The following is a 15,603-nucleotide window of genomic DNA, read 5'->3' as shown; positions in this document are numbered from 1 at the left end:
CGGCGACGCCACCGTCGGCCCGGTCGTGACCTGCTGCTACCCGACCGTCACGATCAGGCGGTGGCGGGCGAGCCGGTGCCGGCCCGCGGATAGCCGGGGGCGTGCCGCTGCCAGGGGGCCTGCATCTCGAACTGGCCGGCGACCCCGAGCAGCAGCAGCTCCGAGCCGGGCGGCCCGACGAGCTGGGCGGCCACCGGCAGACCGTCGGGACGGCGGCCGACCGGCACCACGATCGCCGGCAGGCCGGCCACGTTCCAGGGTGCCGCGTACGGCGCGTACCGGACGTTGACCGCCATGTTGGCCCGCCACGACCGGTCGGACCAGGCGACCGCCTCGGGCGGGGCGGCGGCCAGCGCCGGGGTGAGCAGCAGGTCCACCGAGTGGTCGGCGAAGAAACCGATCGCGCGCTCGCGCCAGGCGGCCCGGTCGGCCTCCTTGACGTACCCGCGCCGCTGCGCCCACTCCCCCAGCGCGACGTGCCGGCGGCTGCGCCGTTGGAGGGTGCTGGTGTCCAGGCCGGCGGCCCGGACGTCGGCGGCGGCAGCGGCGAACCAGGTCGCCATGCCCTGGAGGCCGAGCGAGGTGGAATAGACCGGGTCGGCGGGCACGGTGTCGTGGCCGGCGGCGGCGAGCAGTCGGCCGGCGGCGGTGACCGCGTCCCGGTTGGGCTGGTCCGGATGCACTCCGCGGACCGGCGAGCGGAGCGACACCCCGACCCGCAGCCGCGGCGGCGGGACCAGCTTCTCGACCCGCCGGCCGGCGAGCACCTGGAAGCCGACCGCCGCGTCGGCGACCGTACCGGTCAGCACGCCGTGTTCGGTGAGGCCGAACCAGTCCTCGGCGCCGAGCTGGCAGGGGATGACGCCCCGGCCGGGCTTGAGGCCGACCAGGCCGCAGCAGGCGGCCGGGATGCGGATCGAGCCGAGGCCGTCGTTGCCGTGCGCCATCGGCACCAGGCCGGCGGCCACCGCGGCGGCCGCGCCACCGGAGGAGCCGCCGGGGGTACGGGTGAGGTCCCACGGGTTGCGGGTGACCGCCGACGGGTCGTCGGTGGCCGCCCACAGTCCCAGTTCCGGCATCCGGGTGGAACCGAGGATCACCGCGCCGGCGCCGCGCAGCCGCCGGACCACCTCGTGGTCGGCCTCCGCCACCGGGGTACGACAGGCCGCCGACCCGTTCCAGGTGGGCAGCCCGGCCACGGCGGTGTTCTCCTTGACCGCGACCGGCACCCCGGCCAGCGGGAGGTTCGCCAGGTCCTCCTGCTCGTCGACCTTCTCCGCCTCGGTGATCGCCTCCCCGCCGCGGACCGTACGGAACGCGGCGAGGTCGGCGTCGGCCCGGGAGATGTGTTCCAGGTGGTCGGCCACGACCTGGGTGGCCGAGACGTCACCCCGCCGTACGCCCCGGGCGATCTGCTTGGCGGTGGCGCCCACCCAGGTCGGCATGATGTCCCGCACGGCCACCCTTCCCCTCCCCCGCGGTCAGCCCAGTGCCTGCTCCAGATCGGCGAGCAGGTCGTCGACCGTCTCGATGCCGACAGACAGTCGCACGAGATCGGCGGGAACTTCAAGCGGCGAGCCGGCAGCACTTGCGTGTGTCATCCGGCCCGGGTGCTCGATCAGGGACTCCACGCCGCCCAGCGACTCGGCGAGCACGAAGAGCTTGGTCCGGTTGCAGACCTCGACGGCCTGCTCCTCGCCGCCGGCCGCCCGGAAGGAGATCATGCCGCCGAAGCGGCGCATCTGCTTGGCGGCCACCTCGTGACCGGGGTGCGACGGCAGGCCCGGGTAGATCACCTGGGCCACCTTGGCGTGCCCCTCCAGGTACGCGGCGATCCGCTCGGCGTTGTCGCAGTGCCGGTCCATCCGTACGCCGAGGGTCTTGATCCCGCGCAGGGTGAGCCAGGCGTCGAAGGGCCCGTTGACGGCGCCCATCGCGTTCTGGTGGTAGCGCAGTTCCTCGCCGAGCGCGCGGTCGGCGGCGATCAGGGCGCCACCGACCACGTCGGAGTGTCCGCCGACGTACTTGGTGGTGGAGTGGACCACCACGTCCGCGCCGTGCGCGATGGGCTGCTGGAGGTACGGCGAGGCGAAGGTGTTGTCGACCGCCAGCAGCGCGCCGGCCTCGTGGGCGACGGCGGCCAGCGCGGCGATGTCGGCGATGCCGAGCAGCGGGTTGGTGGGCGTCTCCACCCAGACGATCTTCGTGTTCGGGCGGATGGCGGCCCGCACCGCGTCCACGTCGGAGACCTTGGCCGGGGTGTACTCCAGCCCCCAACGCTCGGCCACCTTGGCGAAGAGCCGGTAGGTGCCGCCGTACGCGTCGTCCGGGATCACCACGTGGTCGCCCGGCTTGCACACGGTACGCAGCAGGGTGTCCTCGGCGGCCAGGCCGCTGGCGAAGGTGAGGCCCACCGGGCCGCCCTCCAGCGCGGCGAGGCACTCCTGGAGCGCGTCCCGGGTGGGGTTGCCGGAGCGGCTGTACTCGTAGCCCTGCCGCGGGGCGCCGACGGCGTCCTGGGCGTAGGTGCTGGTCTGGTAGATCGGTGGGATCACCGCGCCGGTGCGGGCCTCCGGGTCCTGGCCGGCGTGGATCGCGAGCGTCTCGAAGCCGTGACTCATCCCGCAGACGTTAGTCCGCCCGATCTCGGCCGGCCGGGGAACCCGCCCGTGGGTCGCGCCGGCCACGCTGTCGGGGGTGGTCGGCATACTTGTCGGGTGACCTCGCCCGCTCCGCTGCCGTCCCGCCTGATCGGGGTGGCTGACCGCATCCCGGAGTCGCTGTCGGCGCTACGCGGCCCGACCGAAGGAAGGGTGAGCCTGCCGTTACGACTCGCCTGGACGGGCCTGAGCGAGTACGACGTGTCCGACCCACGTCAACGGCTGACGCTCTACCGGACCCTGATCGACTGCGGCCAGCGCGGCGACATCATGCGCTACGTCAACGCGCAACTACTCCATGCGGATTGGCCTCGGATTCGGCGGCTCACGGCGCGGCGTGTCATTGCCATCTGGGAACGGCGGCTGCCGGAACTCGCCGCTTGACATGGACGCTCTCCACCAGCGGCTACTGCGCATAGGCTTCGAAGCAGGAGACGACCTCGGGTTGGTACTGGCGGGCGGCTACGCCCTTTCGGCACACCACCTGCTCAGCCGGCCGTCGAAGGACATCGACTTCGCAACCTCCACCGCTCTGCCGCTGTCGACGGTGGTCACCCGCCTCACGTCAGCCTACGTGGCGGCTGGCTTTCACTGCGTGCTGGTAGAGGCGACAAATCGGATGGCCCGCCTGATCGTGTCCAGCGAGAGCGTGGCCTGTGAGGTCGATGTACTCAAGGAGGCGATCGGTCCTCCCGCCGCCCTGAGCGTAGGGCCTGTGCTGTCTCTGAACGATGCTGTCGGCCTGAAGGTGCGAGCCCTGCACGACCGAGCCGCCCACCGCGATTACGTCGACATTCGCGCGGCCAACCAGCGCCTGAGCTGCCGGGAACTCGAGACGCTGGGAGCCCGACACACGCCCGGCTTCGCACTGGAGGAGCTGGCCGACCGGCTCGGTGGCGTGGACGAACTGGACGACGAGACCTTCGAGGCGTACGGGCTGAACGAGCAAGAGATCCACGACCTGCGGATCTGGGCTCTTCGGTGGGAGGCCGACATTCGCACGCGGCTCGCGAGCGGGGACACCGGCCCGGCCGGCGTCGCGGAAAGCGAGTGGGACGCCTACCTCGACGAGGTCTGATCGGGCGGCCGTTCCGCCCAGCGCCTAGCCTGGCCGGATGAGTGGGTGCGTGTTCTGCGGGATCGTGGCCGGCGAGGTGCCGGCCTTCCGGGTCGCCGACGAGCCGGACGGAGTGGCGTTCCTGGACACCCGACCGGTCTTCAAGGGCCACGTGCTGGTGGTGCCCCGCACCCACCTGGTCGCCCTCACCGACCTGCCGACCGACGACCTGGCCGGCTACTTCGGTCTGGTCCAGCGGATCGCCGGGGCGGTGGAGTCCGGTCTGGGGTCCGGCGGGACGTTCGTGGCGCAGAACAACAAGGTGTCCCAGTCCGTCCCCCACCTGCACACCCACGTGGTGCCCCGGACCAAGGGCGACGGGCTGCGCGGCTTCTTCTGGCCCCGCCACCGCTATGCCGACGACGCCGAGGCGCAGACGTACGCCGACCGGGTCGCCGCCGCGCTGTCCGCTGGCTGAAGGCGCGTTCGTCGGACCCGGTCAGCGGGTGGGCGGGCCGGCGACGAAGGCCCGCCAGGCGGCCGGCGGGAAGGCCAGCGCCGGCCCTGACCGGTCCTTGCTGTCGCGTACCGCGACCACGCCCGGCAGGTTGTCGGCCACCTCGACGCAGTCACCGCCGTTGCCGCTGCTGCGGGTGCTGGTGCGCCACCGCGCTCCGGTCAGCTCCATGCCCGTGCCGCCTCCTCGATCAGGTCGGCGCTCGCCCGGGCGGGCAACGCCTCGGCGCGCACCGACTCCCAGGTCCGCAGCAGCGATAGTACGTCCGGGCCGTGCGACACCGCGTGCCCCTGGAGCTGGTTGTCCAGGTAGGCCACGTCCTCGCCGTCGGCGGTGGTGGCGACCACGAACGCGCCGTTGAGGCCCGGGTAGGCGCCGGCGGCGACCGGCACGACATGCAGGTGTACGTGGAACCGACGGCCGACCTCGGCCAGGTGGGCGAGCTGGGCGCCCATCACCGCCGGCCCGCCGACCGGGCGGCGCAGCACGAACTCGTCGAGGACCACGACGAGCTGCGGCGGCGTCGGGCGGCCCAGCACGGCCTGGCGTTCCAACCGGGCGGCCACCAACTGCTCGGCCTGCTCGTCGGTGAACCGGCCGGCGCCGGTGAGCAGCGCCCGCGCGTACTCCTCGGTCTGGAGCAAGCCCGGGACGACGAGTGGCTGGTACGACCGCAGCACCGTCGCCTCCTGCTCGATCCGCGCCCACTCGCGGAACCAGGGCAGCAGCACCTCGCGGCTCAACTGCTCCCGGATGCGGCCGAGCAGCCCGTCGGTGCGCAGCGCCTCGTCGCAGCGGGCGGTGAAGTCCGGTCGGGGCAGTCGCCGCCCCTGCTCCACCGCCGCGATGAGCGACCCCGAATAGCTGATCTGCTGCCCCAACGACTCCTGGGACAGCCCGGCCGCGCTGCGCGCCCGACGCAGTTCCCCGGCGAACAGCTCCACCAGTGCCGAACCCGCCACCCGCTCACCTCCACCACCGATTGGACCGGACACGCGCCGGAACAGCCCACGGTAACGGCGGCGTCACTCTGCGGGGAAGCCCGCCGCCTGCACAGAAGCAGGTGTGTGCCTGAGCCGTCGACGGGCGGGTAAGGATGTACGGCCCGGCGGTGTTGCACGCGGGGAGAGGTACGAGAGGAGTCCCACCGTGTTCCTTCGCCGCATGAAGGCCGAGATGACCACCCCCGACAAGGCGCTGCCCGGCCGCCCGATCGCGATGCCGATCGGCGACCGGCACGAGGTGCTGCCGTCCTCGCTGAAGGGCCCGTTCCCCGAGGGCTCGCAGGTCGCCGTCTTCGGGATGGGATGTTTCTGGGGCGCCGAGCGACTGTTCTGGACCCTGCCCGGGGTGATCACCACCTCGGCCGGTTACGCGGGCGGCTACACCGCGAACCCGACGTACGAGGAGGTCTGCTCGGGGATGACCGGGCACGCCGAGGTCGTCCAGGTCGTCTACGACCCGTCCAAGATCAGCTACGAGGACCTGCTGAAGGTCTTCTGGGAGAACCACGACCCGACCCAGGGCATGCGCCAGGGCAACGACGTGGGCACCCAGTACCGCTCGGCGATCTACACCACCACCGACGAGCAGCGGAAGACCGCCGAGGCGTCCCGGGACGCGTTCGCGCCGATCGTGGCGCGGGCCGGCAAGGGCGAGATCACCACGGAGATCGAGCCGCTCGGTGACTACTACTTCGCCGAGGACTATCACCAGCAATATTTGGCGCCGACGAAGAACCCGAACGGCTACTGCAACCACGGGCCGAACGGGCTGAGCTGCCCGGTCGGGGTGGCGCGTACCGCCTGACGCCGTACCCGAGACAGCGGGGTGCCACAGGTCAGCGGCTCCCCGCGGTGTTGCGGCCAACGTGGGCCATCGCTGGCGCTGCAATAACTACCGCAAGAATTGACGCATCCGCCCTCCCATGACGGCTTGACGGGAGCAGTCGATACGATTGAACGCGGGCGGAGGGCCTGCGTCGACCGCAGGCCCTCCGCCGCTTCACTCACCAGCCATCAGCCGGCCGGAGCTAGCCGTAGCGCTTCCCGAGGCGAGCCTTCATCCACATATCATGGAAATCTCGCACCTCAGTCCGATCACGGGCTGCCCCAGTGAGCTCTTCGACGCGAAGGTGCCCCACGTCGGCTTTGGAGTTCCACCGGGCGGGCTGAATATCGGTGCCATCCTCACTCAACGTTCTCAGCACGAGCCCATTCCAGTGCTCCACCAGCATGGAAGCGCCAAGGGACTTTCGCTCAAATTTCTGAACAACCAGGTCCCGAGGGTCAAGGTCGGCTGGCACAACCTGGCATACCAGCAACTCAAGCGCCCAAACGATCAGCCGGACGCGACTACCCGAAGCTTCACGGCATAGGTAAGAAGGATCGAAGTCGTCGACATACTCGACGTGTGTTTCGACCGCCTCGACGCTGTTTAAAACTTCTACACTGCCCTGCTCGTCGGTGAACCACAGCGGAAAGGATGCCGTTGGCGCCGCCGTCAGCGGTATTGTCACCATCCGCCCTCCCATGGACGATGCTTGCCGATGCCTGGGCGACGATGATAATGCGGACGCCACCTCCCGTGCACCTTATGGTAGTGGATCCCGAACTTGCGGGTCCCCTTGTACCGAAGGTCACAGCCGAAGCCGCCGACGTTTGGAAACCGAAGGCACCGGATTCGTGTATTCCGAATGAAACCTCTGGCTGCCCGATAAGCCCTGACTCCGTAAGAGATTCCGCGGAAAATTGTGTTGAGCTGCCAGTTGAAGAACCTCCGGTTGAGCTCCTTGCCACGGTCGATAACCCGCCGGAAGAACCTCTTTACCGGCCCCCTCCATCCACTGTCGCTGCTGCATCCGCACTCGGCGCGCTTGCCATCCAGATCGAAACAGTTGACCGGATCGCCGGCGCAGTACTCGTACGCGTTTGCGCTACCGCCGTACACCGGGTCTTCTTGGAGAAACCGGCCAGTCGTCGGGTTGTAGAGCCGGACACCCATCAGGATGATGCCCGACGGCACGTCGGCGGCCCGCTGCTTGGCGCCGAGCCAGCCGTACCGCTCGGTGCCGATGTCACCCTCGTTGCGCGGGGTGCCGTACTCGCTGGCCTCCGTGGTGCGGGCCAGCCCTTCACCGGTGTTGTCCAGCTCGGCGACGAGGTCCCCGTGCAGGTTGGTCAGGTGCCAGGCAACCTCACCGCTCCCACCGTCGAAGATGCCGGCCATCCCGGTGAGGCCGGACAGGGGTCGGGTGAAGGTGTCCGTGTCCTCCTGGGTCCAACAGGGGCTGTCGTCGTCGCCGTCGTAGTGGTTGACCGCCTGGACCGCCGTGCCCGAGGCGTTGTCGGTCCAGGAGCGGATCCGCTCGCCGGTGACGTCGAGGGTGTAATCGGTGGTCCGGCCGTTCTGGGTGACGGTGTCGACCAGGTCGGTCACGTGGTAGGTCGCGGTGACGTTCCCACCCGCCGGGTTGCCCGTGTCGACGGCCGGGACCGTGGTGGTCCGGCCGAGGGCGTCGTAGACGTACCCGGCGGTGTTGACCCGGTCGGCGGTGTCGTACGTCCAGGTCCGCGACGACGCCGCCGTCGTGGTCTGGCAGCCGCCGTCGGAAGCCGGGCCGTACTCGGTGGCCGAGTTGCGGTTCGACGAGACGCTGAAGCCGTACGACCGGGTGGCGCACTGGCCGCCGATCTCGTCGGCCAGGCTGGTCAGCCGGCCGACCGCGTCGTAGGTGTAACGCTGGCCGGAGAGCGTGGACGAGTGGTCCCGCCACTGCCCGTGCACCGACTCCGTCACCGACTCGGTGTAGAGGGTGCAGTCGGTGGCCGCGCAGCCCGGCTTGACATACGTCAGGCCGACCTGCGTGCCGGTCTCGTCGGTCTCGGTGCTGACCTGCACCCCGTTCGGCCAGGACTCCGAGACCAGGCCCCCGTCGGCGTCGTAGCTGCCGGAGAACGAGCCGGCCTCGGTGTCGTCCACCGAGGTGAGCAGGCCACGCCGTTCGGTGCCGCCGTCATAGGTGTACGTCCGCTGCGCCTTGCCGTCGTGACTGGTCTTCGTCCGGCCCATCAGGTCGTAGGTCGTGGTCGACACGTTGCCGTCGGCGTCGGTGTACGACGTCGTCCGGCCCAGCGCGTCGTAGGCCCGGACCACCTGCGCGGTCACCGAGCCGCTGACCACGGACTGGGTCCGCAGCAGTTGACCGGTGGCCTGGTCGTACACGTTGCGGGTGACCGGGACGGCGGTGCCGAGCCCCGGTGCGCTCACCGCGGTCTCGTACGCCCGACCGGCGCCGTCGTAGGTCGTGGTGGTCGTCCGGAGCGTGCCGGCGCTGGTCTTCTCGGTCACCACCCGCGACTGGTTGAACATGTCATAGGTGGTCACCGTCGCCGGCAGCTCGGGGCCACTGGCCGCCTGACCGCCGGACTGCACCCGGCAGACCAGGTTTGCCCACTCCGGCTTGAGATCACATTCGGCGTAGCCGGAACCGGAGGTGGCCCGGTAGTAGATGGTCTGCCGGGTGGCCGGCGTGTTGGTCGTCGTGCCGCCCGCCGGGGCTGTGGTGGAGGTGACCAGACCGGTGATCGGGTCGTACGTGGTCCGGGTGGTCTGGGCCAGTCCGGCCGGGTCGACGGTCACCGCGGTGGGCTGGCGCAGCGTCCAGTCGTACGCGGTGGTGGTGGTCCGGATGTCGGAGTTGGTCTCCACCCCGTTGGGGTACCACTTGACGCCGACGTCCTCCGTGGTGACGAGGTGGTACGGCGCACCCGTGGTCGGCGCACCCTGGTCGTAGGTCCGGCTGGTGAACTTGCGCCCGCGCACCGTGGTGCCGTCGGCCAGCATCACGTCGTGCTCCGGCTCCTGCGTCTGCAGGAGCCGCTGCCCGTCGGCGGAGTAGCTGTTCAGGGTGGACAGGGCGCGGGCGAGCGCGGTCTCCGTCGCCGCGTCGTCGGTGGCGCTGGCGTTCAGCGCCCGGGCCCGGTTGCCGGCCGTCAGCGTCCGGACGACGTTGCCGAACTGGTCGTACCAGGTGGCGCTGATGTGCCCGCCCGGCTGGGCGGTGTTCACCGCGCGGGCGTTGGCGTCCAGGTAGGTGACGGTGGCCCGCTCCCAGGAGGGCGGCAGCGTGCCGTTGTCCGGCCGACCGCCCGGGATCTGGGTGGGCGGGAAGACGGCGGTGGCGTCGGTGGGCTGTTCGTTCTGGTACCAGCGGGTGGTCTGCGCTCCGGACAGGTCGTACGGGGCGCCGGTGCCGGCGGTCGGCACCTTGTAGACGACCGTGGAAACCGTGCCCGACCAGACCTGCGCGATGCTGCCGTTGCAGGTCGCGATCTGCACCTGCGTCCCGTCGGCGGTGGCGAAGTCCGGGTCGTCGAGGCAGGCGCCGGAGTTCGGGTTGACCAACGAGCCGTTGGCGCCCAGCGCCCACTGCTGCCGGGCGGACCCGTCACAGGTCCAGATGTTGACCGGCGTGCCCGGAGTGGTGCCCGAGGCGTCGACGTTCAGGCACTTGCCCAACGCCCGGACCGTGCCGTCGCTGCGCAACTCCCAGTTCTGCGCGTTGCTGCCGTTGCACCTGTAGACCTGCACCTTGTTGCCGTCGGTGGTGTTCGACGAGGCGAGGTCGAGACAGAGCCGGCCGGTCCAGGGGATGACCGACGAGACCATCGGGCCGGCACCGGACGGACCGGTGACGCTGAGGCCCCGGGAGACCGAGACCACCCGGCCCGCGCCCGGGTCACCGGGGAGGACGGAGTAGGTCAGGTACCACGGCGGCTGGCTGTTGGGGGTGACCGTCTTGAGCAGGCCGGTGGTGTCGTAGGTGTACCGGTCGGACAGGTGGTGCAGGCCGCTCGCGTCGGTCCAGTCCAGCCGCGGGTCCCAGGTCGCGCGGAGCCGGCCGGTGTTGTCGTACGCGTAGCGGGCCATCGGCACGGTGCGCATAGCCGGGGTGGCGAGGTCCGGGTCCCAGGCGGTGAAGGAGATCTCCTTCACCCGGCCGAGGTAGTCGCCCAGCGCCGATTCGCTGGTGCCGGTCGCCGTGGTGGCGGTGGCGTAGGTGATGGTCAGCGCGCGGCAGCCCCGGGTGAGGGTGGCGCAGTTGACCCCGTCGGGCACCGGCGCGAGCATCCGGGTCGGCCGGACGACCTCCTTGCCGTCGACGGTGGCCGTCTCCCAGCTCAGCGTGGTGGTCTGGTTGCTGCCCGGCACGGTCACCGAGGTCGGGGCGTACTTCCCGGCGGCGGAGCCGGTGACCCGGGTGAACAGCGTGGTGTTGCCGTCCAGGTCGGTCAGCGTGTACCGGTCGGCGGTGCCGTCGTACGAGAGCTTGAGATCTTCCATGCCGAGTTCCGGGTCGAACACGGTGGCGGTGCGCTTGGCGAAGCCGATCGTGTCGCCCTCCGGCAGCCCGACCTGCACCAGCGAGCCGTAGACGGTCAGCGACGTGTACGGCGCGCCGGCCTCGTCGACCACCGCTCCGGAGACCCAGCCCGGACCGAAGATGTTCGCCGAGTCGGTCTCGGTGGCCCGCCGGGTGTTGTAGGAGCGGGTGACGGTGAGGTCGCTGCCGAACGAGTCCACCGACACGTCGGTGTCCGACAGCGTGTAGTTGCCGGTGATCAGGTTGACCGAGCCGGGCCCGATCTCCTGTGACTCGGCCGAGGCCTGGGTGCGGTCGAACGTGATCTTCACGGCGCTGGAGGTGCCGCCGGTCCCGCCGGTGAAGGTGCCCCGCAGTTGCAGCGGCCCGTCCCGGGGGATCGACTGCGCGTCGGCCGCCTTCAGGGTGGCCTCGACGTCCCAGTTCAGCTTCGGGAAGTTGCCCCCGCCGCTGGTGGCCAGCGGCCAGGTGACCGCGCCACCGCCGGCCGCCAGGGTGACGTGCCCGGCCGGGATGTTGATCCAGGCGTCGGCGTCGCCACGCCGCCACTGGTAGGTCACCCCGGTCGCGGCCGCCTGGCCGATGCCGGTGATGGCGGTCTTCGCCGCGGTGATGTCACCCTCCTTGGGCGCGGTCACCGCCCCGGAGCCGACGTTGAAGGTGTACGTCTTGATGGCCGAGGTGTTGCCGGCGCGGTCCTTGGACCGGACATAGAGGGTCTGCGGCCCGTCCGCCGTCGGCGTGATCGACACGGTGGCCGCGCCGCCCAGGGTGGCCGCGTTGACGGTCTGGTTCGGCGGGTTGGTGTTCAACCCGTACTCGTAGGAGGCGACGTCGGTGACCCCGGAGGCGCCGAAGGTGAAGCTGCCCGCGGTGTTCGCCGCGCCCGCCCACTGACCGGCGGGGTAGGCCGTGGACGAGACGGTCGGCGTCGCCGAGGGGGCGGTGGTGTCGATGATGAAGGCGCAGTAGCTGCTCCACGCGCTGTTGACCAGGCCGTCGTTGCCCCGGACGTGCCAGGAGTAGGTGCTGCCCTCGGCGAAGGCCCCGGCCGGCACGGAGGTCGCCAGCCACGAACCGGAGGCCCCGGGACCGACGATGGCACCCCCGATCCGGGTTCCACCACCGGTGGTCCACTCGAACTCGGCCTTGACCTGGGAGCCCTCGGCGTCGTTGATCTGCGCCCGCAGCTGCGGGGTCTTCGTGTTCAGGTACGGCGTGCTGGTCCCGGTCGCGCAGGCGGTGGACGGCACGGTCGCCCGGGCGTTCACCGTGGGCGGCGACTGGTACGTCAGGGTGACGTACGGGTCGTAGCTGCCCTCCATCGAGTTGAACCGCTTCCAGCCCAGGCTGTCGGTCTCCGAGGCGGCCCGCAGGCCGACATTGGCGGTGGTCCACCCGTTGGTGGCGGTCACCCCGAACACCCCGGTCACCGACACGTTCACCCAGCCGTCGGCGCAGGACGAGCTGTAGCCCTTGGTCGTCGAGGTGTAGCCGGTCCGCTCCCGCCAGGTCGGCTGCGCCGTCCAGCGAGCGGTGGTGTCGACGTAGTCGACCCGCCAGGCCTCCCACTGCCGGGCGGTGCACGACCACGAGTGGTGGTTCCACAGGTACAGCGTCGCCGCCTGCACCTGCTTGCCGGTCAACCAGCCCAGGTTCCGGAAGCTCAGGAACGACCGGGCCTTCGTGGTCCCGCCGTCGTACGTGCCGAGCTTCAGTTCGGTGGCCGCCGACTGGTCGGAGGTGTAGTCCGACTGGACGAACGCGTCGTAGTTCGGCTTGAGGGTGACCGCCGGGTCGATGGTGACCGGGAAGACGGTCTTCGGGTCGGTCAGCCACGCCTGGTCCGGCGTCAGCGTCATCGCCACCCGGCCCGCCTTGGCCGCCGCCATCTTCTTGCCGACGTGGGCCCTGCGCACGTGCTCGCCCGACTGCGGGTCGACCTTCGCGTCCCACATCTGCGGCTGCGGCGACACGCCGATCGCCGCACCGGCCTTGTTGCGGATCTCGAAACCGCCGCGCTTGTCGTCGGCGACGGTGAGCCCCTTGCCGCGCAGCGGCAGCGACAGGCTCCGCACCTGCGCGACGGCCGCCCGGTTCTTCACCACCAGGAACTGTTCGAAGCCGGTACGGGTCGACTCGATCACCAGGTCCACGCCGGGGCGCACCTCGGCATAGGTGGCTCTGGTGCCCTCGACCGTCGGGGCCGGCAGTCGTCCGGACCAACCCAGCGACACCGTGCCGCCGTCGGCCTGCACGCTCACCAGGTCGTGCTCGCCGGCACCGGCGGCACCGGAGACCCGCAGCCCGGCCGGATGGGCCCGGCCCGCCCACGAGCCGTCGGCCTGCGGCACCAGGGAGAAGTCCACCGGCTTCCAGCCACCGGACTTCCCGTCCCGCAACCGGACCGGGCCGGAGTGAACCTCCGCCTCCACCCGACCGTCCGGCAACGCCCAGAACTCCGACGTCTCCGACGTCATCCCGGTGATGCGTACCTTCTTCTTGGTCAACCGCGCGGTCGTCAGCGCCGCCGCCTCGTCCGGCCGCTCCAGCACCTGCGGCCCCGCGGGGGCCGCCTCCACCGGTGGCGCGGCGACGGCCGGCTGCGCGACGACCTGGTCGGCCATCGTCGCCACCAGCACCACGGACAGGCCGACGGCGAGCGCCCGGCCTCCCCGACTGTTGGACAGGTGTGGGATCCGCGACCGCGAACCCCACACCGATCTGCCTCTGTCCACTGACCCTCCTGGATGCCTCTCAGGGAACTGCCAGGAACGTACGGGGAAGACGCCCGTCGCACTGTCCCGCCAAAATGGACGGTGGATGAACGCCTGACGTCTGCGCGCATCCGTGACGGCGGGCACCCGCATCGCCGCAGCTCGCAGCCGAGGGTCGAGCGGGCGATCACCCAGGGTCAGCAGCGCGAGTGACTCAGATCACATCAAGAACATGATTGAAGTGCGGGAGCCCCACTGACAACGGGCTCGACCTCCGCCGGGCACTGCGGGGTTCGTCACAGCATTCACGGCCCACAGACCGGACAGCCGGGTGCCGGCATGGCGAAAGCATCTTCGGCCCCGGGCCAGAGCCAGCGGCCGACCACGCGGTCGCGCATGATAGCAATCTCGTCACACAACCGTCATCATCTCAACAGGCAAACCGCAACATCCTCTGGCAGGATTGGCTGCCATGTGCGGACTGGCAGGCGAGTTCCGGCGGGACGGCTCACGGGCCGACGTGGCGGCGGTGGAGCGGATGGCGGCCACCATGAACGACCGGGGGCCCGACGACGGCGGCACCTGGTCGCAGGGGCCGGTCGCCCTCGGTCACCGGCGCCTGAAGATCATCGACCTCTCCGCGGCGAGCGGCCAGCCCCTGGTCGACGCCGGCGCGGGCCTCACCGGCGTCTTCAACGGTTGCATCTACAACTACCGTGAGCTGCGCCAGGAGCTGCAGGCCAAGGGCCACACCTTCTTCTCCTCGGGCGACAGCGAGGTGGTGCTCAAGGCGTACGCCGAGTGGGGCACCGACTTCGTCGACCACCTGATCGGCATGTTCGCCGTGGCGATCACCGAGCGGGACACCGGCCGGCTGGTGCTGGCCCGGGACCGGCTCGGCATCAAGCCGCTCTACCTGGCCGAGACGCCCGGCGTGGTCCGCTTCGCGAGCACCCTGCCGGCGCTGCTCGCCGGTGGCGGGATCGACACCGGCATCGACCCGGTGGCGCTGACCCACTACCTGAGCTTCCACAGCATCGTGCCGCCGCCGCGGACCATCCTGCGCGGCGTGGCGAAGCTGCCCCCGGCCACCGTCCGGGTCTACGAGCCGGACGGCCGCACCTCCGAGCGGGTCTACTGGGACCCGTCGTTCACCCGCTCCGCCGAGCGGGCCGGCTGGTCCGAGCGGGACTGGCAGGACGCGCTGCTGGAGTCGCTGACCACCGCCGTACGCCGCCGGATGGTCGCCGACGTCCCGGTGGGCGTGCTGCTCTCCGGCGGCCTGGACTCCAGCCTGGTGGTCGCCCTGCTGGCCGGTGAGGGGCAGACCCGCTCCGGGCTCTCCACCTTCTCGATCGGCTTCGACGCGGTCGGCGGTCGGGAGGGCGACGAGTTCGTCTACTCCGACCTGGTCGCCAAGACCTTCGGCACCGACCACCACCAGATCAAGGTGCCCACCGGCGACCTGGTCCCGCCGCTGGAGGCGGCCGTCGCCGCGATGAGCGAGCCGATGGTCAGCCACGACTGCGTCGCGTTCTACCTGCTCAGCCAGGAGGTCGCCCGGCACGTCAAGGTGGTCCAGTCCGGGCAGGGCGCGGACGAGATCCTGGGCGGCTACCACTGGTACCCGCCGCTGGCCGGCGCGGACCGGGAGCAGGCGCTCGAGACGTACGCGAAGGCGTTCTTCGACCGCGACGCGGCCGGCCTGGCCCGGGTGCTCAACCCGGCGTGGCTGGCCGAGGGCGACCCGGCCCGTGAGTTCGTCGCCGCCCACCTGAACCGGCCGGGCGCGCAGACCGCGGTCGACGCCGGCCTGCGGATCGACACCCAGGTCATGCTGACCGACGACCCGGTGAAGCGGGTCGACAACATGACCATGGCGCACGGGCTGGAGGCCCGGGTGCCCTTCCTCGACCACGAGTTCGTGGAGCTGGCCGCGAGCTGCCCGCCCGAGCTGAAGCTGGCCCAGGGTGGCAAGGGCGTGCTCAAGGAGATCGGCCGGCGGGTCCTCCCGCACGAGGTCATCGACCGGCCGAAGGGCTACTTCCCGGTGCCGGGCCTCACCCACCTCGAGGGCAAGCTCCTCGACCGGGTACGCGACGCCCTCTCCGCGCCCGAGGCGCGCCGTCGGGACCTGTACCGCGCCGACTACGTCGACGCGCTGCTCGCCGACCCGAACGCCGAACTGACCCCGTTGAACGGAAACAAGCTGTGGCAACTCGGACTCCTGGAAATGTGGCTCCAGAGCCACGGAATCGACTGACCGT

General features: G+C 70.8%; 11 protein-coding genes. 5 read left to right on the top strand and 6 right to left on the bottom strand.

What is annotated here, in order from left to right; genetic code table 11:
• Positions 1-53: 53 nt before the first annotated feature.
• On the bottom strand, positions 54-1,463 hold the full coding sequence (locus GA0074704_RS07815; protein WP_088969874.1) for an amidase: 1,410 nt from the start codon (positions 1,461-1,463) through the stop codon (positions 54-56).
• An 18-nt stretch (positions 1,464-1,481) separates the two neighbouring features.
• Entirely contained in the window at positions 1,482-2,621 is a 1,140-nt protein-coding gene (locus GA0074704_RS07810) for a cystathionine gamma-synthase (RefSeq protein ID WP_088973529.1), read from the bottom strand.
• Positions 2,622-2,717: 96 nt separating this feature from the next.
• On the opposite strand from GA0074704_RS07810, the gene GA0074704_RS07805 reads away from it, so the two are divergent.
• The 3 genes from GA0074704_RS07805 to GA0074704_RS07795 are packed head-to-tail and all read left to right on the top strand — an operon-like array spanning position 2,718 to position 4,195.
• A complete protein-coding gene (locus GA0074704_RS07805) occupies positions 2,718-3,044 on the top strand; it encodes a hypothetical protein (RefSeq protein WP_088969873.1) in 327 nt (108 codons plus the stop codon).
• 1 nt (position 3,045) lies between these two features.
• Entirely contained in the window at positions 3,046-3,738 is a 693-nt protein-coding gene (locus GA0074704_RS07800; protein ID WP_157743620.1) for a nucleotidyl transferase AbiEii/AbiGii toxin family protein, read from the top strand.
• A gap of 37 nt (positions 3,739-3,775) precedes the next feature.
• Positions 3,776-4,195: an HIT family protein gene (locus GA0074704_RS07795; protein ID WP_088969871.1), complete on the top strand. Its 420-nt coding sequence runs from the start codon at positions 3,776-3,778 to the stop codon at positions 4,193-4,195.
• A 21-nt stretch (positions 4,196-4,216) separates the two neighbouring features.
• Here the strand turns inward: GA0074704_RS07795 and GA0074704_RS07790 are convergent, their stop codons facing one another.
• Together GA0074704_RS07790 and GA0074704_RS07785 are read right to left on the bottom strand one after the other, a co-directional pair.
• Positions 4,217-4,405 carry a DUF397 domain-containing protein gene (locus GA0074704_RS07790; protein WP_088969870.1) on the bottom strand — a complete coding sequence of 63 codons (189 nt, stop codon included), beginning with the start codon at positions 4,403-4,405 and terminating at the stop codon, positions 4,217-4,219.
• Positions 4,396-5,196, bottom strand: a complete 801-nt coding sequence (locus GA0074704_RS07785; RefSeq protein WP_088969869.1) for a helix-turn-helix domain-containing protein — start codon at positions 5,194-5,196, stop codon at positions 4,396-4,398. The genes GA0074704_RS07790 and GA0074704_RS07785 overlap by 10 nt, the downstream gene beginning before the upstream one ends.
• Positions 5,197-5,383: 187 nt before the next feature.
• On the opposite strand from GA0074704_RS07785, the gene msrA reads away from it, so the two are divergent.
• The gene (gene msrA / locus GA0074704_RS07780) at positions 5,384-6,043 is read left to right on the top strand and encodes a peptide-methionine (S)-S-oxide reductase MsrA (RefSeq protein ID WP_088969868.1); all 660 of its coding nucleotides are present in this window, start codon (positions 5,384-5,386) and stop codon (positions 6,041-6,043) included.
• Positions 6,044-6,266: 223 nt separating this feature from the next.
• Here the strand turns inward: msrA and GA0074704_RS07775 are convergent, their stop codons facing one another.
• Complete coding sequence (locus GA0074704_RS07775; RefSeq protein WP_157743619.1) at positions 6,267-6,755, bottom strand: hypothetical protein; 489 nt, start codon at positions 6,753-6,755, stop codon at positions 6,267-6,269.
• Positions 6,749-13,357 carry a ricin-type beta-trefoil lectin domain protein gene (locus tag GA0074704_RS07770; RefSeq protein WP_157743618.1) on the bottom strand — a complete coding sequence of 2,203 codons (6,609 nt, stop codon included), beginning with the start codon at positions 13,355-13,357 and terminating at the stop codon, positions 6,749-6,751. The genes GA0074704_RS07775 and GA0074704_RS07770 overlap by 7 nt, the downstream gene beginning before the upstream one ends.
• A 451-nt stretch (positions 13,358-13,808) precedes the next feature.
• Between GA0074704_RS07770 and GA0074704_RS07765 the strand changes: the two genes are divergently transcribed.
• Positions 13,809-15,599, top strand: a complete 1,791-nt coding sequence (locus GA0074704_RS07765) for an N-acetylglutaminylglutamine amidotransferase (protein WP_088969865.1) — start codon at positions 13,809-13,811, stop codon at positions 15,597-15,599.
• Positions 15,600-15,603: the final 4 nt, after the last annotated feature.

Source organism: Micromonospora siamensis, from assembly GCF_900090305.1.
GTDB classification, from domain to species: Bacteria; Actinomycetota; Actinomycetes; order Mycobacteriales; family Micromonosporaceae; genus Micromonospora; species Micromonospora siamensis.
The sequence above is the reverse complement of the archived record's forward strand: the minus strand, read 5'-3'. Positions and strand labels throughout refer to the sequence as shown.

What these genes read in the sequence shown, in the direction of transcription:
- GA0074704_RS07790 (WP_088969870.1), bottom strand. Translation starts at nt 4,405, where the DNA reads ATGGAGCTGACCGGAGCGCGGTGGCGCACCAGCACCCGCAGCAGCGGC.
- GA0074704_RS07765 (WP_088969865.1), top strand. Translation starts at nt 13,809, where the DNA reads ATGTGCGGACTGGCAGGCGAGTTCCGGCGGGACGGCTCACGGGCCGAC.
- GA0074704_RS07800 (WP_157743620.1), top strand. Translation starts at nt 3,046, where the DNA reads ATGGACGCTCTCCACCAGCGGCTACTGCGCATAGGCTTCGAAGCAGGA.
- GA0074704_RS07810 (WP_088973529.1), bottom strand. Translation starts at nt 2,621, where the DNA reads ATGAGTCACGGCTTCGAGACGCTCGCGATCCACGCCGGCCAGGACCCG.
- GA0074704_RS07775 (WP_157743619.1), bottom strand. Translation starts at nt 6,755, where the DNA reads ATGGTGACAATACCGCTGACGGCGGCGCCAACGGCATCCTTTCCGCTG.
- GA0074704_RS07795 (WP_088969871.1), top strand. Translation starts at nt 3,776, where the DNA reads ATGAGTGGGTGCGTGTTCTGCGGGATCGTGGCCGGCGAGGTGCCGGCC.